Source organism: Stenotrophomonas sp. GD03794, from assembly GCF_029842145.1.
GTDB classification, from domain to species: Bacteria; Pseudomonadota; Gammaproteobacteria; order Xanthomonadales; family Xanthomonadaceae; genus Stenotrophomonas; species Stenotrophomonas riyadhensis.
In genome coordinates, this window is the sequence record NZ_JAOCFV010000041.1 from 1 (window position 1) to 24,705 (window position 24,705).

The following is a 24,705-nucleotide window of genomic DNA, read 5'->3' on the forward strand; positions in this document are numbered from 1 at the left end:
CGCTGGTCACCGGCGCCACCCGCGGCATCGGCGCCGAGACCGTGCGCCAGCTGGCCCAGGCCGGCGTGCATACGCTGTTGGCCGGCCGCAAGCGCGAAACCGCCGTGGAGCAGGCGCTGAAGCTTCAGGCCGAGGGCCTGCCAGTGGAAGCGCTGCAGCTGGACGTCACCGATGGCGCCAGCATCGCCGAGGCTGTGCAGCAGGTGCGCGAGCGCCATGGCCGCCTCGACATCCTGGTCAACAACGCAGGTGTGTTGCTGGAAAATCCGGCGCAGCGGCCGTCCGAGCAATCGCTGGACACCTGGCGCCGCACCTTCGACACCAACGTCTATGCGCTGGTAGCGGTGACCCAGGCCTTCCTGCCGTTGCTGCAGCAGGCCAAGGCCGGCCGCATCGTGAATGTCTCCAGCATCCTCGGTTCGCAGACCCTGCATGCCGACCCGGCATCAGGCATCTACGATTTCAAGATCCCGGCCTACAACGCTTCCAAGGCCGCGGTGAACAGCTGGACCCTGGCGCTGGCGCACGAACTGCGCAGCACGCAGATCAAGGTCAACACCGTGCATCCGGGCTACGTGAAAACCGACATGAACGGTGGCCACGGCGAGATCGAAATCGCAGAGGGCGCGCGCTCCAGCGTGCAGATGGCTCTGGTCGGCCACGAAGGCCCGAACGGCAGCTTCACCTACCTGGGCGAGGTGCTGCCATGGTGATCCGCACGTTGGCGATGGCCGTCTCCAGCCTGGTGCTGGCAGGTTGTGTCAGCGTCGGCCCGAACTACAAGGCACCGGTGCAGGAACCGGTGGTCCTGCAGGGCGCACAGCAGCCGGTGTTCAGCACCACCTCGCCGGTGGCGAGCTGGTGGGCGCAGTTCGATGATCCGGTGCTGGAAGAACTGGTGCACGGTGCACTGTCGGACAACCTGGACCTGCGCGTGGCCGTGGCCCGTGTCAGCCAGGCCCGCGCGGTGTTTGTCGAAAGCCGTTTCGACCAGGCCCCGCACATCACCGCCGGTGGCAGCTACGACCGCCGCAAGCAACCCGATCCGCAGCTGGGTGGGCAGCGGGTGTTCAGTGAAAGCTACCAGCTCGGTTTCGACGCGGGCTGGGAGCTGGATCTGTTCGGCCGCAAGCGCCGTGCTGCAGAAGCCGCGCGCGCCGACCTCGACGCCGAGCAGGCCAACCTGGCCGACGCACAGGTGCTGGTCGCCGCTGAGGTGGCGCGCAACTACTTCGAGCTGCGCGGCACGCAGAAGCGCATCGCCGTGGCCCAGCACACCCTGGTCAACCTGCGTGATACGCAGAAGCTGACCGAGGCACGCTGGGAGCTGGGCGCCGGCAGCGAGCTGGACGTGCAGAGCAGCCGGGCCCGCCTGAAGGCGATCGAGGCCGACATTCCATTGCTGGAAGTCGCCGAGACGCAGTCGCGCAACCGACTGGCGGTGCTGCTCGGCCAGCGCCCGGAAGTGCTGGCCGAGATGCTCGCGCCGCATGAGGTACCGGCGTTCGCCAAGGCATTGCCGCTGGGCGATACCCGCGAACTGCTGCGCCAGCGCGCCGACGTACGCGTGGCCGAACGTCGCCTGGCCGCTGCCACCGCACGCGTGGGCGTGGCTACCGCCGATCTGTTCCCGCGGTTGTCGCTGTCCGGCTTTGTCGGGTTCCTGGGCGGCGATGCCAGTGGCCTGGTCAATGGCAACAACAAGGCCTGGTCGCTGACGCCGTCGCTGAGCTGGGCGGCCTTTGATTTCGGCACCGTGCGCGCACGCCTGCGTGCCAGCAAGGCCGAGGCCGAGGGCGTGGCCGCACAGTACGAGCAGGCCGTGCTGCTGGCCCTGGAAGATACCGAGAACGCGCTGACCCGCTATTCCAAGCAGCAGGCGCGGCTGGCGATCGTGGTCGAGCAGGCGCAGGCGGCACGGCGTGCCGAATCGCTGGCGCAGATCCGCTATCGCGAGGGCTCGGAGGACTTCCTGACCCTGCTGGATGCTCAGCGTACGCAGTTGGCGGCGGATGATGCGTTGGCTGCGGCCGAATCCGAAGTCAACGTCAGCGTTGTCGGTGTGTACAAGGCGCTGGGTGGCTGGGGGCAGGCGCCGCAGGCGGCGCCGAGCGTCGCGGTCGCGCGCTGAGCGCAACGCTCCGCCAGTAGGCCCTGGGCCGGTACGGGCGAAATGCCGGTGCCGGCCTTCCTGTTGCAGCGATGCGGGTCAGGGGGCCTGCCGCAGCTGGCAGGCGGCAAGGTCCTTCTGGCGCTCGCGTGGGGTATCCCGCAGGGGCAGCACGTGGCGCTGCGCGCCTTCACCCACGACGCAGAACAGGCCGCGGTACCAGCGCCGTGACGGACCCTCCGGGCCGGGTACGGACGCTATCAGCACCACGCCATAGGCTTGGCCGGGCGACAGCGCGACGCTGCGCAGCGCAGGCTGCTCGTCCAGGCGCAGGCAGTGGCCCGGTGCCAGTGTCTGGCCGTCGCCGCCAAGCTCGGCGGTAGCCAACGGTCGTTCGCGACCAGCGCTGCGCTCGAACAGCTGCACGTGGTCCACGGTCACTGGCGCACGCTCATCGCCCGCCGTCGCGCAGGGCGTGCCTTGCTGATCCTTCACCTGTGCCGACGCATGACGCGAGGTCGCCGCGCCCGCAAGGGCCGGCATGCACAGCAGGGCAAGCAGGGGCAGGGTGCGCATCGGGTCATTCCTTGGTGTTGGGCAGGTTGGACGCTGCAGCCGGATCGGCCAGGAAATCGGACAGCATCGGGGCCAGTGTTGCGGCCATGTTGGAGGCTCCTACACGTGCGGCGATGGTGGCCTGGTACGCCTCGCTGGTGAATGCTGCCACGAAGTAGTCCGCAAGGATGTCGCCCTGCTGCTCCATGTTGAAATCGCACAGGCGCTTGTCGTTCGATGGCGCGTAGTCATATTTCATGTTGGGACGGAACATGCGGACCCATTTGATGGAGTAGCCCAGCTGGTATTGCCACACATGCACCATCTCGTGGATGAACCAGTGCTGCTTGTCCACGCCCAATGCTGAATAGTCGTCCTCATGAACGCCCTTCGGAAAGTACATCTCACCGTTGGGCGTGACCGCGGTGTTCTTGTCCTGGAACCCGAAGAACAACCAGTACCCATGGTTGTGTACCTTGACCCGGGCATAGTCGACACTGGTGCCGAACACCTTGCGCGCGATGTCGATTTCGCCGGCGGTCAGGCTGCGTTCGTGGCCCTTGGCCTCGACCTCCACCACGGACTGTCCATAGGCCTCTTCGGTCGTTGCGGCGCCGTCCACCGCAAAGCTGACCTTGTCTTCGGCGCCGGTGACGCTGCTGCAGCAGGTGGCCGAACCACTGGGCTCGCTCAACGTCGCGCGCACGATGCGCACCGCACTGTCAGTCTGCACGCGCGCGGTGGCACCGTTGCTGTCGGTGGTCCCGCTGACCTGCTCGCCGTTGTCCAGCTCCAGGGTATAGGGCACGTTTGAGAGGGGTTCCCTGGAGCGCGTCAGGAAGCGCAGTGCCTGGTCGAACAGGCCGCTTTCACGCTTGCCCATCAGGCGCGTGGCGATACCGGCCACGCTCGCGGCCTTGCCCAGTGTTGCCGCAGCCGAACCTCCCGCTGCCGCGCCACCGCCACCGCCCTGTTCGAGGAACACGTGGGTCTGTTGGCTGGACATCAGCGAGCATCCGCATGCGCAGAGATCGCCGTGACGTGCGACGGGCTGTCCATCAATGATCACCGTGCTGTCGCCGGAGGCGATGCGGGTGGGGCCATGACGCTTGCAGAGCGCTGGATCGCCGATGCGCGCGACCGGCTTGCCGTCGATATCCGTCATCGGGGATCCCTGCAGCACCTGGCCGCCGCTGCTCAGGGGATCACCCAGCACAATCCAGTTTCTTGCCATCGAGCACGCTCCCTGTGAATGAAGCCGCGAATCCTTGCCGGTGCCATGCTATCGCGCAAACCGCGAACTGACATTCATGAACAGGCTCCTGCCGTGAGGCCGGTCGGCTGGCCGACGCGCAATTGAGGGGGCAGAACGCTAGCGCGCCCATGAGATGTGGCAACCGTCACGGTTATGACGCATCTGACTCTGCCCTAACCTGGGCCTGCCCTGTAACTAATGAGGCAGGCCCTTGGGAGGACAAACGATGATTGATGGCAGAGGGGATACCCAACGCATGTTGTTCGGTGATCCGGGCCCGCCCGGAGCGGGGCTTTCGGTGGCCGTAGTGGTGCTGCTGGTGTTGGCGACGATGGCCGCGGCGATTGGCTTCGCGCGCCTGCCGGATCCACTGGTTGGGCTGGGGCTGATCGGCATCGCCGTGTTCCTCGCCATCGGCGCCCGCATCTGCCAGGCACGCAACCAGCACCAGGCGCTGTACCGGTTGTTGTCGAAGCGGCCGCCGCCGTAGTGGCGGCGGCGACGCAGGTTCAGTGCGTTGGCCAGTCCAGCTCGACCACCAGCGGGAAGTGGTCCGACGGCAGCACGCCGTCGATGCGACGGTCATCGGTGAGGAAGCTGCGCGCGTGGAAGCCGCGCACCAGCACCCAGTCCAGCTGCGTGGTGGCATTGCCGGTGAAATCGTGGAAGGTCAGACGTGGCCCCTGTGGTGCCTTCACCTGGGTGCGGGTGTCCTGCAGCGCGCGGGTGAATGCCTTGTACGTATCGCCACCCGGCTCGCTGTTGAAGTCACCGGTCAACACCACCGGCAGATCGGCCGGCAGCGTCGCCAGGCGCGTGCCGATCAGTTCGGCACCCTTCACCCGGCGCGGCTCGTCCTCGTCGCGGTAGGGCAGGTGGGTATCCATGAAATAGAAGCGACGGCCGTCATCGAGGCGCCGGAACAGGGCCCAGGTGACCATGCGCGGGTACAGGTTGCCCCAGGTGATGCTGCCGGGTACCTCCGGCGTGTCGGACAACCAGAAGTTGCCTGATTGCTCGATCGCCAGCACCTTGCTGTCGTAGAACACGCCCATGTGCTCGTCGCCGCTGCCGCCACGCCGACCCTCGCCGAACCAGCGGTAGCCGGGCAGGTGTTCGGACAGGTAGTCGGCCTGCTCCTTCACCAGTTCCTGGGTGCCGATCACCGCCGGGTGCGCGTCGAGGATGACCTTGACCATCGCATCGCGACGGTCCGGCCAACGCTTGCCAGGTTCGGTATCGGCCGGGGTGCGGACATTGAACGACATCACTTTCAGCGGCGCCGGTGTGGCGGCCCAGGTGGCGACAGGCAGAGCAAGCGCCAGCAGCGCGCACAGCGCAGGGCGACGGAAACGCGACAACATCGTGGAATCCCTCCATTCCATGAAAACGGTTTCATGGAGCATGCCATGGACGATGGGGCCAGTGGTATGCCGGGACGGGCGGATGGAGGATGCCGGGCGGGCGGTGAAAGCACCGCCCGACGGATCGCGCGCGGGGCAATCAGGGATCGTAGATCATCCCGTTCTCGTCCCGGTTGTAGTGACTGGTGACTTCGCGGGTGCCATCGTCGTAGACCACGTACGACGTGCAGCGCTGGTGGAACACGTTGCCACTGATGCGGAAGGGCACGCACTCTTCCAGAACCTCGACGACTTCGGCGGCGGTTGCGGTGGTCGACACCATTCCGGCGAGGGCCACGGCCAGTGCGGCCATTGAGGCCAGTTGCAGTTTCATAAGCGTCATCCTTGCTTTCTGCAATCGCGCACATGCGCATGGCGTGTGTAACACGCGAACCAGACCGCCGGAAGTGCTTGGCCGCGATCAGTCCTCGATCTCGCCGCGGCGACTGGCAGCGCGTACCGCCTGTGCGGTGGTCGCTACTCCCAGGCGCTGGCGCGCGCGGCGCAGATGATTTTCCACTGTGCGTGCGGAAAGCCCAAGCGTGGCGGCGATCTCCGCCTGCCGACGTCCGGCAGCGACCCAGCGCAGTACCTCGCGCTCTCGCGTGCTCAGTGCGCCGACCGGCAGTTCGGCGGGGGCTTCGGCCAATCGTCGCGCCGTGCGGAATGCTGCGGTCGCAACAGCCTCCAGCAGCAGGCGCGCGCGTGCGGATGCATCGACCGCGGCCCCGGCAAAGCTGATCGCACCCTCCAGGCCGGTGGTGCCGAACACCGGCACCTGCAGGCCGTGCAGTCCTTCGCCACGGGGCTGCTTCACCATCTGGTAGCGTTCGCCGCGCACGCCCTGGCGCTTGCTCCAGAAGAATGGCGCGTCGCTGTCCAGCACGTGGCGATTGACCGGGCAGGCATGCAGATAGCGGGCGAGGTTGGTATCACTGCCATCGCCGAGCCAGTCGCCCTCTATCCAGTACACGCGCTGCGCGTTGCGCTCCAGCCCGGTGCCGGTGGCGAACACCAGCACGCGGTCGTAGCCGAGGGGTGTCGCGATGCTGCGCAGTACCGCGCCCACTTCGCTCAGCGAGCGGGCGCGTTCCAGCTCCAACAATGCCTGCAGCAGATCGCTCATCCGGGTCAGCGCCCGGCCAGCGCGTCGAGCAGGGTACGTGCAGCCAGCTTGCCCAGCGCGTTGCCGGCCAGTGGGCTGTCGCCGGTCAGCAGCAGGCGGTCCTGAAGCACACTGCCGTCGATGCCGTCGTTGACGATCTGCACGCCCTGCTGCGCGAGCCGCTCACCAAAGAACCACTGCAGTTGTCCCGGCATGTAGCCGATCTCCGGCGTCTGCCGGTCCATCGCATCGGGGAAGGCGCAGATGCGGTAGCCGCGGAACAGTGAACCACCATCGGCCTCGTCCACGCCAGCAGCGAGCAGTGCGGCCGGGCCGTGGCAGAGGGTGATGATGTGGCGTTGCTGTGCCATCGCCCACTGCAGGGTGGCCTTCACCGTGCGGCTTTCCGGCAGGCCGATCAATGCGCCATGGCCACCGGGGATGAATACTGCCGCGTAGTCCGAATCGGCGCCGAGGCCGGCCACCACGTCGTCCATCTGCAGCGGCTGGCGGAAGCGCGCTTCATAGCGCTCATACAGTCCGCCGATCTCCTTGTCCTCGCGCGGGAACGCCCACCACTCGAACTTGACGGCGTTGCCCGACAGCGTGGCTACATCGATGTCGAAGCCGGCTTTGTCGAGGTGGTACATCGGCAGCAGCGTTTCCACGGGATGATTGCCGGTGGAGAACAGGTGGCCATTGGCGGTCGGCAGGTAGCGCTCGTCGGCGGCGATCATCAGCACCTTCCACCGACCATCCCGGCGTGCGTCCGGATAATCGGCACCGGCAAGGTTGCTCTTGGCCGATGTGAACTGCGACAGCGAGTACGGAGACGGGAAGAAGGCGTCGCGCTCGGCCGGATCGGGACTGGGCTGGCGGCTGGGCTCTTGCGTGTTCATGCGGATCTCCTGCGGCAATGTGTGGCCAGCATAGAAGGCCCGCTGCGCACGCGCGATGAGGGAATTCCCTCAAGCGCCACGGGCTTCCGTGGCGGCGGGCAGGCCTCAGGCGGCCCCCTGTGCCGACTTCACGCAGCGGTAGGCTTCATCCAGCGCGGACAGGAACGCCTGCTGCTGCGCCGCATCCAACGTCACCGAGCGTTCGAAGGCCGTCAGGCGTTCGCTCCAGTCCGGCAGGGCGTCGTCGCTGTACAGCGACTGGTGTGCGTCCCAGCAATCAGCGGCCTTCAGCAGCATCCACGGCGCATACAGCGGCAACCGGGTACCGTCGTTGAGGATCAGCGGGCGCGTGGTCTGCGAATGTGCCAGCACAGCATGCAGGGAAGGGTCATCCTGCACCTGGCTCTTCCAGACGTGATTGTGGAGGCGCTGCTTGGTGAAATGGAGGATGGCTTCATGGTCCTCACCCGGTCCTGCGGCCCGGAGGGCATCGGTGAGCTTCAGATGCCCGCGTTCGAACAGCCAGCGCACCAGCAGGGTCGAGGCCTGCTTGAACGTGTTGTGTTCGTTGTCCGGGTCGAAATCGTGATGGCCGATGAACTGGCGGTCCTCGACCAGATTGATCTGCAGCTCCTGCACGTGCCGGTGGCGCTGATCGAACCAGAGCTTCATCTGCACATCGTCAGCGAGCACTTTCTCAAAGTAGGCCGTGTCACCGAAGTCCTGCATCTGGCCGTCGAACCCGTCCAGGCACTCCTGAAGCGATGCCTCCGGTCCGACGTATCCACTCCAGAATCCCGCGGGCAGGGCAGGAGCGTTCCGCGGCCGATGGGAATACAGGGTGACCGACTTCAGATGGCTCGCCCAGCTCCCGCGCTTGGCCTCCCGCGGTGGGTAGAAGCGATCATGGATGATGTCGAAGGCAAAGTGGTACTCCATGCCATGTGCCTTGTCCCTGGCCGACTTCTGGCCCTGGTTGGCGGTGATCGTGGCAGGTGGAGATGCCAGTCCGTGCTGCGCGAACCAGGCGGCCAGCGCCGGATCGGAACCGCGCAGGCCGATCAGGCCGATGATGTCCTTGATATGCATTCCGTTGCCTTGTTCTGTTGAAACGAGGGCAGCCCACACGCTGTGGTGGCGTCCCGGTAGCGCTAGTTCGCCGCGGCACCGTGCTCCTGCATGTCCTCGTGCAGGATCCGGCGCAGTTCGACGATGGCCGGCGTGGCTTCCTGCACGCTGTGCCCGGACACGATCACCTTCTCGGACTCCGCGCGCGGCAGGTGCGAACTCCAGTAGGGCACCAGCCCATCGTCGGTCTTCTCCAGCGGGCCGTCGGCCTTGGCGCGCGCGATGATCGAGTGGAAGTGGACCTTCGGCGACATCGGCAGGTCGGCCACGGCGCGGACGAAGGGATCGTCCTTGTCCAGGTTCTGGATGCTGTTCATCTGGTAGCCGTGCTTGCCATCGTTGCGATCGATCTGACCGTCGTTGGCGATGGTGGCTACGTCTTCCAGCACGGTCAGCGGCAACCGCACCAGGCGGCCGATCCAGCGGCCCAGGCGGGTGCCCGCCACATCGGTACCGCGGTGTGGCGTGGCGATGAACACCACCCGCGACACTTCCGGTTCGGGCAGGAAGGTCAGCACCGGTGCGCCCTTGGTACGCAGCAGTTCGCGCTGCGCCGGTGTCATCTGCGCCGTTGCCAGCAGGGTGTCCACCAGATGATCGCCGGAGGAGGAGATCATCAGCCGCGCGATCACGCCCCCCATGCTGTGCCCGACCAGCACCATGTCATGCGAGGCCTGCGCCTTGCCGCTGGGATCGAAGTGCTTGAACACCTCGGCCAGCGTATGACGCATCGCATCGTGGCTCATCGCGATGGGCATGTTGGTCGGGTAGTAGAACTGCCAGATCTGGAAATCCTGGCGGATCTCGTCGTCACGCATCAGCTCGTTGGCGACGTTGACCCAGGCCTCCGGGCTGCTGGCCAGGCCATGGATCATCAGCAGCACGCGGCGATTCGGATCGTAGGGCTGCATCATGTACAGATGCGGCGTTTCGATGCCGCCCTTGCCGCCGAACAGTGAGCGCAGCGACTGGTGGCTGAAGTTCGAGCGGGCCAGCCACAGCGCGTAGCCAGCGGTGAAGTTCGCGGCCAGTGGCACTTCTTGTCCGTGCAGGGTGACTTCGGTGACCTGGTAGGGATCGTGGATCTCCAGTTCCGGCTCGTCGTCGTGCAGCACTTCCCACAGGTTCTTTCCGGAGAAGCGCAGCAGCACTGTCATCGACGGCGAGGGCATCTCGCTCCAGCTCTGCTTCGGCGAAGCGGTGGCCTGCGCAGCAGGCGTCGCTGCAGGCGAGGCCGTGACGCTGGCTGGGTCGTCCATCACCGCTACCAGCTCGGCACCGAATCCATCGCGGCGGTGCACGCTGCGCAGCGTGCCGGTGAACGACAGCGATGCGGCGGGGACCAGTTCGGTCGGCGTACGCGTGTCCAACGGTGACGCATCGGTGGACGGCGCCAGCACGAAGGTCCAGCGGCCCAGGGTCAGGTGGCTGGCATCGTTGCGGACACGCCCGGTGGCATAGGCGTTGTACAACTGCACCGAGGCTTCCTGCACGGCCAGGTTGTAGTAGTCGCGCACCTGGGTCTGGCGGTCTTCGAAGCCACGCTGGTTGGCGGTGCGCTCGGTGAAGAACAGATAGGCATACGCCTGGCGCGCCACCTGCATCCACGCATCGAGGCGCGGCTGGAAGTCGGCGTCCAGCTCGGTGATCGCGCTCTTGGCACGGCCCGAGGTGGAGTACTCGCGCTTGGGGGCGGGCAGGGTCATCGCATACTGCAGCCAGAGCTCGGCCAGGCTCGAGCGCTTGTCCTCCTCGCGCACCACGATGGTGGCTTCCATCGCTTCGATGCAGGGCAGGCCAGGTTTGGCGCAGACGCCTTCGTCGAGGCCGGCCACGCGCAGGGTTTCCGTGGTCGCCGAGCTGAGCTTGCCGGTGGTGAGGATGTCACCGCGCTTGAGCGCGATGTACTGGCCGGGCGTGACCGAGGCGACCTGCACCGACGGTCCGAACTGGCGCAGCGTCGCGCAGCCACCGAGGGTGAGCAGCACGGTGATGATGAGGGTCGTGCGGCCGATGAAGCCCAAGCCCGTGGTTGCCATACGATCCTCCTGCGCGGTGGCGCCACTCTAGCGGTCGGCATGTCAAAGCGGAAGATACCGGGCGGTCGGTTTGTGCCTGGCAACTGCTGCCACGCAAGCGATTCAGGCAGTTCCGTGTGACACTGAGGTGAACGGAACGATGCAGGGACTGCGATGCGATGGCTTGAGACCCGTGTTCCTCCGCCTCTTGTGATGCTGTTGTGCGCCGCCATCGGCTATATGGGCAGCCGATGGCAGCCGGGCGCGGCGCTGCAGCTACCCGTGCTGGAGTTGCTTGCGGGGCTGGTGATGGCCTTCGGCGTGGTATTGAACCTGCTGCCGAAGCTGGCCTTCCGGCGCGTGGGCACCACGGTCAACCCCCTGCGGCCTGCGACGTCGAGCGTGCTGGTCACGCACGGCGTGTACCGCCACACGCGCAACCCGATGTACCTGGGCCAGGCCACTGTCCTGGCAGGTGCCATGCTGTACCTGCAGAACCTGACCGCACTGCTGGCCGTGCCGTTGTTCGTGCTGTACATCAACCGATGGCAGATCATGCCGGAAGAGCGGGCACTGTCGGCCCGCTTTCCCGAGGCATACGCAGCCTTCCGCCAGCGGATACGGCGCTGGCTCTAGCGCGGGTCAGGCCGTCACGGTGTGATCTGGCACTTCACGGCAGCGGAATAGCCTTCGTAATCATCACCGGCAATCACGTGCAGGGTGTGGTGCTTGTCGACGCGCTTCACGTAGGATGGTGCTTCGGTGTTGGCGTATTCGTTGACCGTGGTCACCGACCAGGTCTTGGCCAGGCGCTTGGGGTCGACACCGTTCAAGTAGACGAAGATGCTCTTCTCGCCCTCGGCGACATTCACGTCGGCATGGGTGACGGTACCGCCGAACAGGGCGACCGGCGTGGTTTCCGGCTCGAACGTGCCACCAGGCTTCCTGGCCAGGCCGGCTGCCTGCAGGGCATCGATGGCCTCGGCTTCGCTGAAGGTCGAGCCTGCCTTGCAGGCCAGCAGGGCTTCGAGTGTTGCGGTGCCGGGCGGCGCGATGGCGGGTGCAGCCGCGTGCGCAGCCGGGGTCGCGGCACAAGCAGCCAGGAGCAGGGCAGAGGTGATGATCACGATTCTCATCGCAGGTCCTTCTGTAGGTAGTGGACAGCAACACGGACGGAGGATGCCGCCTCATTGTGCGATGTTCCAGTCAGTACCGCGTGCAGCAATGGATCATGACCCATTCCGGCTGCCGTCGTCCGATTCAAGCAAGACGGCCCCGTCGCCGCGTTGTGACAACTGGTCGCCAGGGTTTCGCAACGGACAGTCCTTCAGTGACAGGCAACCACAGCCGATGCAGCCGTCAAGCTGGTCGCGCAGCTGGACCAGGCTGCGGATGCGCTCGTTCAGCATGTCGCGCCAGTTGCTGGACAGCCTTGCCCAGTCCTTCGAACTGGGCGCCCGTTCGGCTGGAAGATCATCCAGCGCGATCTTGATCGTGGCCAAGGGAACGCCTGCACGCTGTGCGACCTTGATCACGGCAATGCGCCGCAGCACGTCGCGGCGGTAGCGGCGCTGGTTGCCGTTGTTGCGCCAGCCATGGATCAGTCCCTTGGCTTCATAGAAGTGGACGGTGGCAATGCTGACCCCGCTGCGACGCGCGACTTCGCCCACGGAAAGCGGAACGCTGACATCGATCTTCATGGCCGGGGTTCCTTGACCTCATCAATACATGAGGTTTTATAAGGCAGTTCCCTTTTTCCTGCATGTGAACCCTGGGCTGCAGGTCATGAATCATAGGTTTGAACGAAAATGGAACAGCAAGGCATCGCCGTCCCCGGCACCCGCTGGGGCGATCTCCTGTCCGGCCGCAATGCAGTGCGCTCACTTGCCCTGGCGGGCGGGGTCGCACTGCATGCGGTCAACGTCTACATCGCCACCACCATGTTGCCAACCGTGGTGGAGGACATCGGTGGCCTGGATCTCTACGCATGGAACACCACGCTCTTCGTGGTCGCGTCCATCCTGGGGTCGGCATTGTCGATCAAGCTGCTTGAACGTGCCGGGCCTCGTGGAAGCTATGCACTGGCGACGCTCATCTTCGCAGCCGGTGCCGTGATCTGCGCGCTCGCGACCTCGATGCCGATGATGCTGGTGGGGCGGCTGGTGCAGGGTGTCGGCGGCGGCTTCCTGTTCGCACTGGCCTACGCCATGATCCGGCTCGCGTTCGAAGAACCGCTCTGGCCCCGCGCGATGGCCCTGGTTTCGGGGATGTGGGGCGTGGCGACGTTGATCGGGCCTGCGGTGGGCGGCGTCTTCGCCGAATGGGGCGTATGGCGGGCCGCATTCTGGTCGGTCACCGCGGTTGCCGTGTTGTTCGCGCTGCTGGCGTCGAACGTCCTTCCGCAGAGGGAGGCATCGTCTTCAGCTGCGGCCAGGTCCTCGGTCCCGTGGCTGCAGATCCTGCTGCTGACCCTGGCCGTCATCAGCGTCTCCCTTGGCAGTACATCCTCGAGCGCAGTCAACAATTTCGTTGGCATCGTGATGGCCGTGTTCCTCGCAGTGGTGCTGATGAGGATCGAGTCCCGAGCGAAGCAGACGCTGCTTCCTTCCGGCGCTCTCCGGCTCCGCTCGCGGCTGGCCGCGTTGTATGGGCTGATGTCGCTGCTGGTGGTGATGATCACCAGCGGCGAGGTCTTCGTGCCACTGTTCCTGCAGGTGCTGCATCAGCAATCACCGCTTGCTGCGGGCTACCTCGCGGCGCTGATGGCGGCCGGTTGGACGCTCGGGTCGTTGGTCGGCTCCGGCTTCAGCGGGCGCGCCGTTGACCGGGCGTTGATGATCGGCCCGGCGCTGGGGTGGGTGGGCATGATCGGGCTGGCGCTGCGGGTGCCGGCTGCGGGCAGCGGTACGTGGTTGCAGATGGTGCCGATCTGCGTGGCGCTGGCCGTCATCGGGATCGGCGTGGGTCTGGCTTGGCCTCACCTGCTGACACGTGTTCTGACCTCTGCACCGCCGGAGGAACAGGAGCGCGCCGGTGCGTCGATCACCACCATCCAGCTGTTCGCCACCGCGGCCGGGGCAGCGCTTGCCGGGATGGTCGCCAATGCAGCGGGACTGATCGAGCTGGGCGGGGCCGAGGGAACCGCGCGTGCGGCCCGGTGGCTGTTTGCCACCTTCGCGTTGGCGCCGATGCTGGGCATGCTGCTGGTGAAGCGATGCCGCTTTCCGGCAGACGTGAACTGAGGAACGGAGGAGGGCGCAGCGACCTTGCCGGGCCGCTGCGCCATGCCATCAGTTGCTGGCTGCCTTCACGGCTTCGGCCGCGTCAATGATGCCTGGCCCGCAGCCACCCGGGCAGTTCGCTGCGGCGATCGGGTGCGCAGTGCGACGCAGGATGTCCTTGACCTGGTCGGTGGTCTTGGGCACCGGCGCCACCGCTTGCATCAGCGCGACGATGCCAGCGACGTGAGGCGCCGCCATCGAAGTGCCGGACATGAAGTCGAAGGCGTTGTTACCCACCGTGGACAGGATGCCCTGCGCCGGATGCTGACGGGTCGGGGCGCAGTTGGCCTGGCTAGGCGGCGTGGCCAGCGGCAGGAACTCGCCGACGGACGCGCGGCAGGACCAGGTTTCACCACCGGGTGCGGTGATATGGATGCCTGCGCCATAGTTGGAGTAGAACGCGCGTCGCCCGCCCTGATCGTTGGCAGCCACCGCGATCACGCCCTTGCAGTTCGCCGGAGCAAACTCGGACACATCCAGATTGCTGTTGCCGGCGGCGACCACCACGATCGTGCCCTGCGCGGTGATGTCGTCGATTGCATCCTGCTCGGCCGGCGAGCAGGCGCGGCGGCCGCCCAGGCTGAGATTGATGACTTCGGCCGGGTTCGCATTGGCCGGGACGTTGGGCACGTTGATACCGGCACTCCAGAGCATGCCATCGATGATGTCGGCGGAACCGCCATTGCCCTGGTTGCCGAGTACGCGTACCGGCACGACCTTCGCGTTGTAGGCCACGCCGGCCACGCCGATCTGGTTGTTGGTCACCGCAGCGACCGTTCCGGCGACGTGGGTGCCGTGTGCGATGCCCGAGGCATCGAAGGCATCGGCGTCGCGTCCATCGCCATCGTCGGATCCGCCACAGCCGGGATTCATTCCGCCGATGATGCACTGCCAATCACTGAACGGACGGGTCGACGAGATCATGTCGTAGCCCGGCAGCAGGTTGGCCTGCAGGTCGTTGTTGTTGAGGTAGCCCGAATCGACCACAGCCACCACCACGCCCTGGCCAGTGGAGCGATCCCACGCGCCGGGCAGGCGCGCGCCACTGGTCGGATTGCTGTAGTGCCACTGCTCGCCGTAGCGTGGGTCGTTCGGTGTGGCGAATGCGCTCATCATGTAGTTCGGCTGCACATACTCGACATCCGGATCGTCGGCGATGCGCTGCATCAGGATCTGCGCTTCCGGGAGGTCCAGTGGCTTGTCCGTAGTAACGACGTCGGCCCCGCCGCCCATGCGGCGTTGATGGGTTACGGACGCGGCTGCTGGCGGTGCGCTTCCGATCGAACGCTTGCTGCGCTGCTGGACGCCGAGGCGTTTCTTCAGCGCATCCTGCGCGGTGGTGGCGGAGACGCGCTTGCTGCTGCCGTCCCGGTACTTGACGATGAAACTGCTGTACTGCTCGTTGCTGGCCATGCCTCGCGTCCATACCCGTTCGGTGGGTTGGGCGAAGGCGGGGGCGCTGGCCAGGACCAGGGTGATGGCGCTGGCAAGGGAAACCCGAAGCGACGTACGCATGGATACAGTTCCTTTGTGGAAGATGTGTCGAACAGGCCGTGCCCTTCGGGCTCGGCTTGGATGTGAAGGGTGCAGGTGTCCCGTGGTCTCCTTTTGATGGCGACCAAGGACGAACGGCTTCGCGGACACATCCCCCCCAAGGAGAGGGTAGGAAATTTCTGAAGTGGTTTAGTGATGTCGAAAGCGAGAGAAGATGACCGATGCCGACATGTCCTGTCGGACTTCGATCTATGTGGCGCCTTTTCAGGGAGTTTCACAGCGAAGCTGGTCGGGAAATGAAAAAGCCCGGAAACCCACGCTGGTGGAATTTCAGGGCTTCTTCGGTTCGTGACGAACCGTTTACTGCTGCCGGTCCAATCGAGCCATCGCGTACTAGCCCTTCAGCCTTCCGGACACAGAATAGAGCGGTTCCAGCAGCCATTCATAAAGCTTGCGACGCTCCCCCATGATATCTGCCTCGAGTTGCATGCCAGGGCGAAGCGGCTCCATCCTCCCGTATGCCAGCACTCCCTGCTGATCCAACGAGACCAGGACTCGATATAGAGACTGCTTCGTGTCGCCGTCCTTCTGGTTCCCCGTCAAGGCGCTGCGAGAGTGTTGCCATGATGCGAGGCGACCATGGCCAGGCAGGCGAGCCCGCATTCAGCTGCCTCGGATTGAATCACGACTTCAATGGGCTAGACCCTCAATAATGTGATCTTGGGATGGAAAGAGAAGGCAGCGGAGACGCAAAGCGATGGTGCTGTCAGAATCGCCAAGCGGGCAGAAGCAGGGGAGGCAATTGATGGTTCCCGTTCCCCATGCTTTAGCGATAAATTATTCTAAAAAAGCGCCAACCCCGCTCCTGTGGTTACGATGACGAACCAAAGGTTGACTGAATAGATTCACGGAGTGTCGGATACAGAAGAACCCAATGCAGCATAGATAAATTGATGATGCCGTGAATTATTGATCGCTGCGCTGAGTTGAGATTGAAGAATTGCGTTCCGATGCAGAGGGTTACCGAGACGAGGAAGGCCGAAATCATTCCATCGACATGAACCGCTGCAAATAGCGCGCTTACGCCGATGGTGGCTGCCAGTTTCCCAAAGTAATGGGAGGCTCCATCCCAAAGGAGATGCCTCACAGTCTTCTCCTCAAATAGTGGAGCTACGATGCAGCTTGTCACTAGACCGAGGATATAGAACTTCAAGGGCACGTCCGATAGGAGGGGGAAGTTGGTTTCGTGCCTCTGGGGGAATCCAATGAAAAAAACCCAAATTGCCCCTCCCAATAGCCCGATAGTCACCAAGCTCAATCCAAGGGGGAATGTCCACTTTCTCCCCGGCTCATTGGGGAAAAGCCAAACGCAGACAAGGAAGGCTAGAAGTTCGGTCATGGCTTTCGATCCGAAAACGTCGAAATGGTTTAGAATTCCTTGCGCCGCACCGACGCTGACTATTGCGATCGCCGCCGCGAATATTTTGTTTTCTGCGATGGGGCGAGGCTTCCAGAGCGCTATCTTGTTGATCACAAATGTTGTTCCCATGTTCCAGGCCCCGACTCAGGTCGGGGCTTTGGTTACTGCATCACTTCATCATGATGTGCTTCCAGATCATCCCTGCAGCGCCGATTCCACTGAATGGTGCGATTCGGCCATAGCGGTACGCCATTTCTCCGATTTTCTCGGAGTTTCCGCGCACGTGAGTGCCGTTGCTCCGACCAATCTGGAATTGAATGCTACCCGAACCACCCGAAATCTCTGCAACTTCAGTTCTATTTAGATCACGGATATGGAATCCTTGTTTCCCCGTTGTTGGGGTGGTCATCCTTGCGAGCCCCCTCTGGACCTGTCAACCGTGTTGTGAGATTTCGTTTCTCGCAGCGCCGCCGCCGAGACGTGAACTTCGCCAAAAAAATGATCTGAAATCTCCGCAGCGATGGCTTCAGAATATGGGGCGAGTTCCAGTTCTACGATGCTCGATGGAATTCGAGATGCAGCGACTTTAGTGCTGAATCCTCGTTGGGGCGGCAGGGTGGATGTGGTCGAAGGCGACACCAAATTGTTCTGCAGCCCAATTAGTAGGCGCGCCTTGGGTCAGAATTGATGTCGGAGATCATGAATTTTAGCGACATTGTCCGGCCAGTCTGGGCCAAAGACGTCACTTTCGAGCTGAACTATGCCGTGGTGTGCAACGACGGGGTCGGGTACTGGATCTCCCCGGCTAACGAAGTGCAGACCTCCCGCCGGGCGTGAAGTGGGAGGGTGCGTGAGAGCGACCGAAGCTGGTGCAATGGTCGTAGGGATTGACCAGCTGGAGGCGGGCAACCGATTCAGAAATTGGTCCGGCTACAGGCCAATCGACGGCAGCTTCTCCTTGCCCGCGATGCGGTACTTCCAGCGCCCGCTGCGTGCATCGGTCGGGGTGAGGTAGAGGTACAGGTACAGGCCGCCGCCGTCGGTGATCTTCTGCGGCTTGGCGCGCCTGATGGCTGCGTCGGTCAGAGGCATTGGGGGTATCGCTTCAGTGGGTGCGGTCGGATACCCCCTGATATACCCCCACCGTCTCATGGATTGAAACGGATTGCCCCGGTCTGCTGCGGACAAGAAAAAAGCCCGGAAACCCTTGTGATGCGGGGGTTTCCGGGCTTCTCCGGTCCTTGACGAACCGTTCGTTGGTGGAGGTGGGCGGAGCCATTTGCGCCTATTTGCAACCTATTGAAAGCAAAAGATATTTGGCTTCCAAAAGGTGCAAATTTTGATGCCTCTGATGATACCCGGCATGGGGCCGAGGTGCAAAGCACAACTGCTTAGGAGCAGTTGTGCGCATTGCATCGGTGATGGTGGTGTTGACCATTTGGCTTGGAGCGTGTGGTGAGGCCGTGGCGCAGGCCGGTTCAGTTCCGCCCGCCGGAACCAAACAGGGTTGGGAGCGCCAGCATCTGGGCGACCATGTCAGCGAACCCGGCGAGGCTTTACCGGACTTCCTCCGGCGCACCGGGCGAGTGCTTCATGACTACACCCGCCAGAGCGGGAACGAGGCCTGTGGCGCGATTGCCAGCGACGGCCAGCGTTTTTCCCTGCGCCTCTACACAGATGGTGTGCCACACGGCTGTGCCATACGGACCAGCGAGGTGATGGAAGGTTCTGCTTTCACCGGCGAAACCATCCACAGCCATCCTTGGCAGAAGGTGCTGACGATGACACCGGCCGCCAGGGCGTGGAGCCATTTCTACAAGGACGGCAATGCCGGGGCCCCGACCCTGCGCAACGACGGAGCAGTAGGGTTTAGCAGAGCCGACCGCGCTAACGGAGACGGTTGGCTGATTGCTGGCGGGCAGTTGCTGCATCTGGTCAACGGAAAGACCGAGCGCCTTGGCCCGGTCTTCCTCTCCACGGAGTGATGCAGGTCGATGGCTTGACAACGCCTTGAGCTGCCTTAGATTTGGAACGTCGGCAGTTCACTGCCCTATGGGCAGCTTAGAAAAATTAGAGAAATTGCTTTGCCCGCCGATACCCAAAGCCCTCGCTCACGCGGGGGCTTTGCTTTTTTGGCTTGGCGCGGCTTGGCCTGGTCTCCCTCTCCACGGAGTGAACCAATGGCCGTTTACTGGCATTGGAACTCGAAGGCTGACCAGTCCGATGCGCCCACGGTTTGCCAGTAGAACGCCGAGCCATTCCCGACCACATCACAGGCGCACTCTGTTGGCCAATTGACTGGTCCGGTGCTTGGGGAACCAAATCCAGGCATTGGAGTCAGTTTCTGTTTAAGTGCGGCGACGCAGGTCCGGCGCTCTGGCGTCAATGTCTGTTCTTGAGGCCTCGCGAGGCCGCCCGAAAACGTCGCGTCATCGTTGGTATTAACGCTCTGCGTGCAGTGAAATTGGTCAGCGAGGAACTGCGACACCGAGCAGAACACGCCCCAGCCGTAAAGCCCACCGTCGCCCCAGGAAATCCACGATTTTCCGGTGTAGGTCGGATAGGTTCTTGCCGGAGGCGTGCAGGTGTTGGAGGTGGTAACCCAGCCACTGGATGCCGTGTAGGTGCCACTCCAGCTCTCTGAGGTGCTCGACACCGGGGACCCGGTCGCGGCCGGGCAGGACCAGGACGTGGTGCGCGTGCCGTTCTCAATGCGGTTGCGTTGTTGCCAGTGCTGACCTGCCTGCCCAGCCGGGCAACCCACGTTCTGGCTCTCTGCTGGCGCGGCGCGCGTGATTGCAACGCTGGTTGGCGGCGCAGACGTGCATGCGGGAGCACAGATACTCGCTGCTGCCGGTAACCAGGCTGACCATGGTCCCGTCAGCGCGATTGGGCTTGCGAACGGGTCGGGGCATGAATACGTCGTAGTGCGGGTGCGGGTCTGCGGAAAAGAAGTGGCGCCACTGATGGTGAGAGTGCCTGAAGGACAAACGCCCGTTTGCGCCGCGCTTTCGCTCAACGGTAATGGCGCTGAGCAGGCGGGTGTGATGACGGGAGGGACAATAGGAAGAGTGACGGCGGGTGGCGCCGGTGGTGCGGTTGGAATTGGAGGTTGAGCGGCGATTGGCACGCATAACGCCAGCGGAGACCAGCAAGCAGGAGCAGCTACCGAATTCCAAATAAACGAACACGTTTGACCCGCAGGTGCCGTTCCTGTGGCTGGAGCCGTGGGAGCCGCTCCGCAGCCAGGAGATGGAGCAGGTGGAGTAACAGCTACGGGCGGTGGCGCCACCACCGGGGCCGGTGGTGGCGGAGCTGATGTTGGAGGGGGCGGTGGCAGTGCAACGGGTGTGAGAACTTGCGCAGACAGGCCAGTAGCGCCGCCGTAGTATGTGAACGCGAGCCGTGCTGGATTCCTGCATCGTTGAGTCGCGGCCTGGATGTCCAATTGGGTCGGACGATGATTATTGCCGCGATTGAAGACCGATGTGTCGTCTATTTCGAGGTCATACATGCCTCCACTCGCCGCAGCAGCTAGCTTTAGGCACGCACGCGTTGGAACCGCGTGGTAAACAATCTTCAACCCTGCGTTGGGGCGGTCATCAATAGTGGCAGGCTCAAGAATAACGGGTTGCGCCCATCGGCTCGTTAGGCCAACGCCAGAGTTCATTGAAACGGGTGGAACGCGGTCGGCAATAGCCTGAGCGGTTGTCAGTCCCGCATAGGAGCCGAGCGCTCCATACGTCATGTCTGCATTGCGAGCGATGGTGTGAATATTCGCTTGTTCTGCGCGAACATCTGCGTTGTTTGCCGATGAATGATAGATAGCGAAAGCCGCACCGGAAAGAAGTGTCATAGCACTCGCCGTAAACATCAGCTCGATCAATGAGATGCCACGTTGCGGATGTGGGCGGCTTGATGGCTTCATGGTTAGCGCTTCTTTGCGCGGGATGCTTCTCGCTCGGCTAGATGCATTCGCCCGCGCGTGCGCATCTCATTTCGTTGTTGAACGAAGGCCGGCTTTGAGATGTGCTCTCGATACCCAAGTAGTAGGCCAACAAGCTCAGTCTCATCCAGTGAATCAGCCCCAGCGGCGATGACCGCGCCGCCCAGGAGAATCTTGCGGTGCGCGTCTGCTTTGCGTTCGCTAGCTCTTGTCTTTGCTTTTGATCTTTGCTCGGCCAGCATCTCCCGTGCTTTCAATTTTGCGAGACGCTCAGTAGCGGCGGTGATTTGTTCTTGTATAGAGCGTGTTGCCATTGTTGAGTTCTCGTAATGTCCTACACCTCATGCAAACAGAAAATCGGCTATTGGCAAGTCATCGACTTGTCATATTGCAATTCCCTGTCATCCTGAATTAGAGGGGCACAGGCGAGCGAGAGCGAGCCAGCCCCAGCGGGAAACGCGAGCGAAGCGAGCCCCGGTCTCTTGCCCGAAGCCGTCACGAATAGTGGCGGCAAGGATCAAAGCAGGAGCGCACTTATGGTTTCCCTGCGGGAAACCGTGCGCCGGGGCTCCGCCCCAGACCCCGGCCCGCTTCGCAGGCCGCCCCGATGCTAGCCCCCTTGGGGGCGTCGCCAAAAACAAGAATAGGAGCAAGGACAAAAATCGAAATGGCCATTCATCACGCCACCGTCAAAGCCTTTTCGCGCGGCAAGGGTCATTCCTCTACTGCCGCTGCGGCGTATCGTGCGGGCATTGTGATTAATGACGAGTTGACCGGTATCAAACACGACTACACAAGGCGCAGTGGCGTTGCCTCGGTTGATATGTTGGCTCCGCAAAATGCCCCCGAATGGGCGCGAGATCCGGTCGCCTGTTTCAATCGCTCGGAAATGGCCGAGACCCGGCTAAACGCCAGGACGGCGCGAGAGCTTGAAGTTGCTCTGCCTGCAGAACTGAACGAAGCGCAGCGTCGTGCGCTCGCGTGCGATCTGGGTCAGATGTTGGTTGACCGCTATCAGGTTGCGGTGCTTGTTGCAGTCCATGAGCCCGATAAGAAGGGGGATGAGCGCAATCATCATGTGCATCTCCTGATGACACCGCGTCAGATCGGTCCTGAAGGCCTGGGTGCACGTGCATGTGCTGAATTTGATGCGCGTGGTGGTGCAGGTCCGGAGGCTATCCGCATTCTTCGTGAAGCGGTTGCTGAACGTATCAATTCGCATCTGGAACGAGCACAGGTCGCTGAACGTGTCGATCATCGCAGTCTGGCTAAGCAAGCGCATGCCGCCGAAGCTGATGGCCATATTGGGTTCGCAGCCGTGTTGGCTCGTGAAGCCGCCCAGCACGAGGGTAAGGCAGCAACCGCGATGCGTAGGAGGGGTGAAGATAGCGAGCGGGGCACGGTAAACAACCAAATCCAAAACGCCAATCGCGTTGAACTGCGCGACTACCTGGAACGCTTGGAGAAAGAGGGAAGGGTGATGGCGACGCCACGCTCCCATACGCAAGAAGCAGCTCAACGTGAGAGGCTTGCAGCGGTTGGAAAAGAAGTGCGGCAACCACACCTCGGGCAGTTTGCGGTGGCGCCCCCACGAGCGCGAACAGGACCAGTATCAGTAGCGCACCGCGCTGGGCGAATGGGGTCGGGCGCCTCGCGCTTTCCGCCAAGTCTCAAGCCAGCCTTGATGAAGGCGGCTAGCCGCCTTCGTAGCAAGGTTGCGAACAAGCAAGCAGACGAGGCCATGGCTCGTTACGAAGCCGAAATAGAGCAGCTGGAGATGGAAGCAAGGCGGGTGTGGCTGGAGGGTATAGATGCGACCGTTCGGCGGAGCCTTTCGACGGTCGCCAAGCTCTTTGACATGTCGAGCAGGGCGGGCGCCTACCCCCAGAGGGCGTCATATCGAAACGATATGCGCGAGCTTCACAGTTCATTGAAACAGGTGGCTCGTGACACCACTCGATGGGAGCGCAGGTTACAGGCCGAAGTTAAGGCAGACATTTCACTCACGGAAGCCAAAATGAAATTGGAGACATGGGAGAGGAAGAATCCCAAGCCGTCGCTCTGGAGCGGTAGCAGGCGCGATTGGGCGCAGCGGCGTCGGAGTGGTGAAGAGCGCATTGAGCGACGCCGGACGCGGCGCGATGCTGCGCGTCTAGCGACAGGCCTGGCAGCACAGGTGAAGTATGCGGCACAGGCAGCTACGAGTGTAGAAGCTTTGGATAAGCTCGCAGCATCAATGCTGAAGCGCTATCCCATCACTGCCGATACAGCACAGCCGCACAAATCGCAGCGCCCTGGAACGACCCCAACGCGCACGCTTACGGAGCAACTGACAAGGAGCGGGCAGCAGGTGAGCCAAGGCAAACAGCGCGGGCCTTGCCTCTGATACCTAGGATCCTTGGGTGGCCGAGCACCAAGTGAAGTGGCACGCGCTTTCTCAGCTCCACGCAAAATTATGAATGAATGATGAATATGGCCTCGGGTTGCACCGGGGGTGATGCGCTTCGTTCAGCGTTTTTGCTCTGTACAAGGCGGCGGAAGACCTAGAACCTTGCCTTCCTTCCCTTGTAATTGTTCCGTTTCGACGGAGAAGTGAGATCGATAGATGAAGAAGAAGCTAATTGGAATCTTTGTAGCCGCAGCAGCAGGGGCTGTCGTGATTGGTGCAGTTTTCGGCCACCGACTGCAAGCAAATGATGCGCAGCGAAAATCTGAGGAGAAGGAGGTCCAAGAGAATGCACCAATTGGAAGGGGCGATTCACCCGCCTTTCCCGCAACAAGCGCACGTAAATTGGAACTGGAGAAAAAGATCCCGCCCGGATCATATAAGGCTCTGGGCCCTAAAGCCTACGAGATCATCCGTGGTCGTGAATTCCGTCCTCCCGGCGACGCACTGGCCCATGTTAAGCAGTTGATTCAACGATCCGAATCGGGCGACGCCACGGCAACCTACGAAATATATCTAACCATTGATCAGTGCCGAACCTTCACATCAGATCGGGCCGACGAGTTGGCCGATTCTGCCTCGAGTCTCGGATCAGGCGGTTGGTTCCTTGAAAGATCAGAGCGGCTTCTCAAGGAGTGTGAATCATTGGTGCTGGATCAAAAAATTTACCGGGCCGATTGGCTCTCAAAGGCCGCGGCCATGGGGTCGCAGGAGGCGATGCTCGCTTATTCAGTATCGCCACAGGAAGTTATCGGATCGCTCGATGACGTTATTCATGATCCAGAGAAGCTTGCTCAATGGAAAGAGAATTCATCTAGATATCTCAATGAGATGGAAAGCCAAGGAAATTTTGCCGCGCTGGGAAGTTTAAAAAGAGCCTACACCTATGGGCGGACCCGAGAAAGAGACCCGGTCGCAGCAACGGCCTATACCCGTGTGCTTAGTCGCATCAATCCTCGACTTTACACCAGCGACGACGTTATCAAAGCGGAGAGCGATCTCAGCAGTAGGGAGCGAGCCGATGCGCTAGCGTTGTCTGAAAAAATCTTCCATAACTGTTGTGTCCCATGATAAAGGATGATCTATGCAAGCCATGAGTGTGGGGGGTATTTTCCGTGTTAGCAATGCGTCCATTTCCACGCTGTTCGGGGTCGCGCTGCTGCTGGCATCTGGAGACCTCCTGGCGAGAAAACACCCAGGAGTAATTCAGTGCGCTATAGGTTGCACTTTAAGCACTCCAAATCCAGATGAGGGGACAAGTAAACTTCTTGCCGATGAGATAGATCGTCGCAACCCCACAAGAGGGAAAGTCTGGAATGTCTCACGGCCCGACCGAATTCTGGTGGGCGACATCGTTACCGTCTGCAATGGCATTTCCTGTGTTGAGTATACTTGGCGCGGTGAGCAATTCGACTCCGGCAAGGAAGTGTCGAACATCCTTCCGCCCCCCGCACGAGGCGGTGGCGGTGGCGGTGGCGGTGGTGGTGGTGGTGGATGGATTGGTGGCGGTACCGGCGGCGGTGGCGGGTCTTGCTGTGGCAGAGTAACTGTAGACCCGCCAACGATGGTCCAATGATTTACAAGATCCGAAGAGTGCTGGCGGTAGCTTCCGAGCTGCCTGCGGTGTCTTAATCAACGCGCGCGT

The 24,705-nt window shown here is 62.6% G+C and carries 24 protein-coding genes and 1 pseudogene; 9 read left to right on the forward strand and 16 right to left on the reverse strand.

Annotation, left to right across the window (positions count from 1 at the left end; genetic code table 11):
• Positions 1-2 precede the first annotated feature (2 nt).
• Both N5D91_RS17940 and N5D91_RS17945 read left to right on the forward strand, forming a co-directional pair.
• A complete protein-coding gene (locus N5D91_RS17940) occupies positions 3-713 on the forward strand; it encodes an SDR family oxidoreductase (protein ID WP_279922719.1) in 711 nt (236 codons plus the stop codon).
• Entirely contained in the window at positions 707-2,131 is a 1,425-nt protein-coding gene (locus N5D91_RS17945; protein ID WP_110711946.1) for an efflux transporter outer membrane subunit, read from the forward strand. The genes N5D91_RS17940 and N5D91_RS17945 overlap by 7 nt, the downstream gene beginning before the upstream one ends.
• Positions 2,132-2,209: 78 nt before the next feature.
• Here N5D91_RS17945 and N5D91_RS17950 read toward each other — a convergent pair whose 3' ends face one another.
• A complete protein-coding gene (locus N5D91_RS17950; protein ID WP_180854947.1) occupies positions 2,210-2,686 on the reverse strand; it encodes a hypothetical protein in 477 nt (158 codons plus the stop codon).
• Between the two features lie 4 nt (positions 2,687-2,690).
• Positions 2,691-3,899 (reverse strand): PAAR domain-containing protein, encoded by a 1,209-nt coding sequence (locus N5D91_RS17955; protein ID WP_219635140.1) that lies wholly within the window; start codon positions 3,897-3,899, stop codon positions 2,691-2,693.
• Between the two features lie 247 nt (positions 3,900-4,146).
• Here N5D91_RS17955 and N5D91_RS17960 point away from each other — a divergent pair, with 247 nt between their 5' ends.
• Positions 4,147-4,410, forward strand: a complete 264-nt coding sequence (locus N5D91_RS17960) for a hypothetical protein (RefSeq protein WP_110711949.1) — start codon at positions 4,147-4,149, stop codon at positions 4,408-4,410.
• A 19-nt stretch (positions 4,411-4,429) separates the two neighbouring features.
• Here N5D91_RS17960 and N5D91_RS17965 read toward each other — a convergent pair whose 3' ends face one another.
• The 6 genes from N5D91_RS17965 to N5D91_RS17990 all read right to left on the reverse strand — a co-directional run bounded on the left by N5D91_RS17965 (position 4,430) and on the right by N5D91_RS17990 (position 10,494).
• Positions 4,430-5,284 carry an endonuclease/exonuclease/phosphatase family protein gene (locus tag N5D91_RS17965; RefSeq protein ID WP_180854948.1) on the reverse strand — a complete coding sequence of 285 codons (855 nt, stop codon included), beginning with the start codon at positions 5,282-5,284 and terminating at the stop codon, positions 4,430-4,432.
• A 139-nt stretch (positions 5,285-5,423) separates the two neighbouring features.
• Positions 5,424-5,636, reverse strand: coding sequence for a hypothetical protein (locus N5D91_RS17970; RefSeq protein ID WP_306308741.1), 213 nt, complete (start codon positions 5,634-5,636; stop codon positions 5,424-5,426).
• Between the two features lie 108 nt (positions 5,637-5,744).
• Positions 5,745-6,449 carry a PA1136 family autoinducer-binding transcriptional regulator gene (locus tag N5D91_RS17975; protein ID WP_180854949.1) on the reverse strand — a complete coding sequence of 235 codons (705 nt, stop codon included), beginning with the start codon at positions 6,447-6,449 and terminating at the stop codon, positions 5,745-5,747.
• 5 nt (positions 6,450-6,454) lie between these two features.
• A complete protein-coding gene (gene hchA, locus N5D91_RS17980) occupies positions 6,455-7,327 on the reverse strand; it encodes a glyoxalase III HchA (protein ID WP_110711953.1) in 873 nt (290 codons plus the stop codon).
• Between the two features lie 105 nt (positions 7,328-7,432).
• A complete protein-coding gene (locus N5D91_RS17985; RefSeq protein WP_180854950.1) occupies positions 7,433-8,416 on the reverse strand; it encodes a hypothetical protein in 984 nt (327 codons plus the stop codon).
• 62 nt (positions 8,417-8,478) lie between these two features.
• A complete protein-coding gene (locus tag N5D91_RS17990; protein ID WP_180854951.1) occupies positions 8,479-10,494 on the reverse strand; it encodes an alpha/beta fold hydrolase in 2,016 nt (671 codons plus the stop codon).
• A gap of 153 nt (positions 10,495-10,647) precedes the next feature.
• Between N5D91_RS17990 and N5D91_RS17995 the strand changes: the two genes are divergently transcribed.
• Entirely contained in the window at positions 10,648-11,109 is a 462-nt protein-coding gene (locus N5D91_RS17995) for an isoprenylcysteine carboxylmethyltransferase family protein (protein WP_164162386.1), read from the forward strand.
• A 14-nt stretch (positions 11,110-11,123) separates the two neighbouring features.
• On the opposite strand, the gene N5D91_RS18000 is transcribed toward N5D91_RS17995, so the two are convergent.
• Complete coding sequence (locus N5D91_RS18000) at positions 11,124-11,609, reverse strand: hypothetical protein (RefSeq protein WP_125895152.1); 486 nt, start codon at positions 11,607-11,609, stop codon at positions 11,124-11,126.
• A gap of 93 nt (positions 11,610-11,702) precedes the next feature.
• Positions 11,703-12,173 carry a redox-sensitive transcriptional activator SoxR gene (gene soxR, locus N5D91_RS18005; RefSeq protein ID WP_032128280.1) on the reverse strand — a complete coding sequence of 157 codons (471 nt, stop codon included), beginning with the start codon at positions 12,171-12,173 and terminating at the stop codon, positions 11,703-11,705.
• A 108-nt stretch (positions 12,174-12,281) separates the two neighbouring features.
• Between soxR and N5D91_RS18010 the strand changes: the two genes are divergently transcribed.
• Positions 12,282-13,715: an MFS transporter gene (locus tag N5D91_RS18010; RefSeq protein WP_279907309.1), complete on the forward strand. Its 1,434-nt coding sequence runs from the start codon at positions 12,282-12,284 to the stop codon at positions 13,713-13,715.
• Positions 13,716-13,763: 48 nt separating this feature from the next.
• On the opposite strand, the gene N5D91_RS18015 is transcribed toward N5D91_RS18010, so the two are convergent.
• The 3 genes and pseudogenes from N5D91_RS18015 to N5D91_RS18025 form a co-directional block, all read right to left on the reverse strand.
• Positions 13,764-15,269 (reverse strand): S8 family serine peptidase, encoded by a 1,506-nt coding sequence (locus N5D91_RS18015; RefSeq protein ID WP_232528308.1) that lies wholly within the window; start codon positions 15,267-15,269, stop codon positions 13,764-13,766.
• Positions 15,270-15,641: 372 nt separating this feature from the next.
• A pseudogene (locus N5D91_RS18020) lies at positions 15,642-15,863 on the reverse strand (hemolysin D); the annotation flags it as partial.
• Between the two features lie 256 nt (positions 15,864-16,119).
• A complete protein-coding gene (locus N5D91_RS18025; protein WP_258011590.1) occupies positions 16,120-16,647 on the reverse strand; it encodes a CPBP family glutamic-type intramembrane protease in 528 nt (175 codons plus the stop codon).
• On the opposite strand from N5D91_RS18025, the gene N5D91_RS18030 reads away from it, so the two are divergent.
• Positions 16,646-17,032, forward strand: coding sequence for a hypothetical protein (locus N5D91_RS18030; RefSeq protein WP_228756329.1), 387 nt, complete (start codon positions 16,646-16,648; stop codon positions 17,030-17,032). The genes N5D91_RS18025 and N5D91_RS18030 overlap by 2 nt on opposite strands.
• Positions 17,033-17,598: 566 nt before the next feature.
• On the opposite strand, the gene N5D91_RS18035 is transcribed toward N5D91_RS18030, so the two are convergent.
• Positions 17,599-17,760, reverse strand: coding sequence for an integrase arm-type DNA-binding domain-containing protein (locus N5D91_RS18035; RefSeq protein ID WP_219635146.1), 162 nt, complete (start codon positions 17,758-17,760; stop codon positions 17,599-17,601).
• Positions 17,761-18,071: 311 nt separating this feature from the next.
• Here N5D91_RS18035 and N5D91_RS18040 point away from each other — a divergent pair, with 311 nt between their 5' ends.
• Positions 18,072-18,653, forward strand: a complete 582-nt coding sequence (locus tag N5D91_RS18040) for a hypothetical protein (RefSeq protein ID WP_110711961.1) — start codon at positions 18,072-18,074, stop codon at positions 18,651-18,653.
• A gap of 203 nt (positions 18,654-18,856) precedes the next feature.
• Here N5D91_RS18040 and N5D91_RS18045 read toward each other — a convergent pair whose 3' ends face one another.
• Both N5D91_RS18045 and N5D91_RS18050 read right to left on the reverse strand, forming a co-directional pair.
• Positions 18,857-20,596: a type 4 pilus major pilin gene (locus N5D91_RS18045; protein WP_180854954.1), complete on the reverse strand. Its 1,740-nt coding sequence runs from the start codon at positions 20,594-20,596 to the stop codon at positions 18,857-18,859.
• Positions 20,597-20,598: 2 nt separating this feature from the next.
• The gene (locus N5D91_RS18050) at positions 20,599-20,928 is read right to left on the reverse strand and encodes a conjugal transfer protein TraD (RefSeq protein ID WP_180854955.1); all 330 of its coding nucleotides are present in this window, start codon (positions 20,926-20,928) and stop codon (positions 20,599-20,601) included.
• A gap of 353 nt (positions 20,929-21,281) precedes the next feature.
• On the opposite strand from N5D91_RS18050, the gene N5D91_RS18055 reads away from it, so the two are divergent.
• Together N5D91_RS18055 and N5D91_RS18060 are read left to right on the forward strand one after the other, a co-directional pair.
• On the forward strand, positions 21,282-23,000 hold the full coding sequence (locus N5D91_RS18055; protein ID WP_180854956.1) for a MobA/MobL family protein: 1,719 nt from the start codon (positions 21,282-21,284) through the stop codon (positions 22,998-23,000).
• 219 nt (positions 23,001-23,219) lie between these two features.
• Complete coding sequence (locus tag N5D91_RS18060; protein ID WP_110711965.1) at positions 23,220-24,131, forward strand: hypothetical protein; 912 nt, start codon at positions 23,220-23,222, stop codon at positions 24,129-24,131.
• Positions 24,132-24,705: the final 574 nt, after the last annotated feature.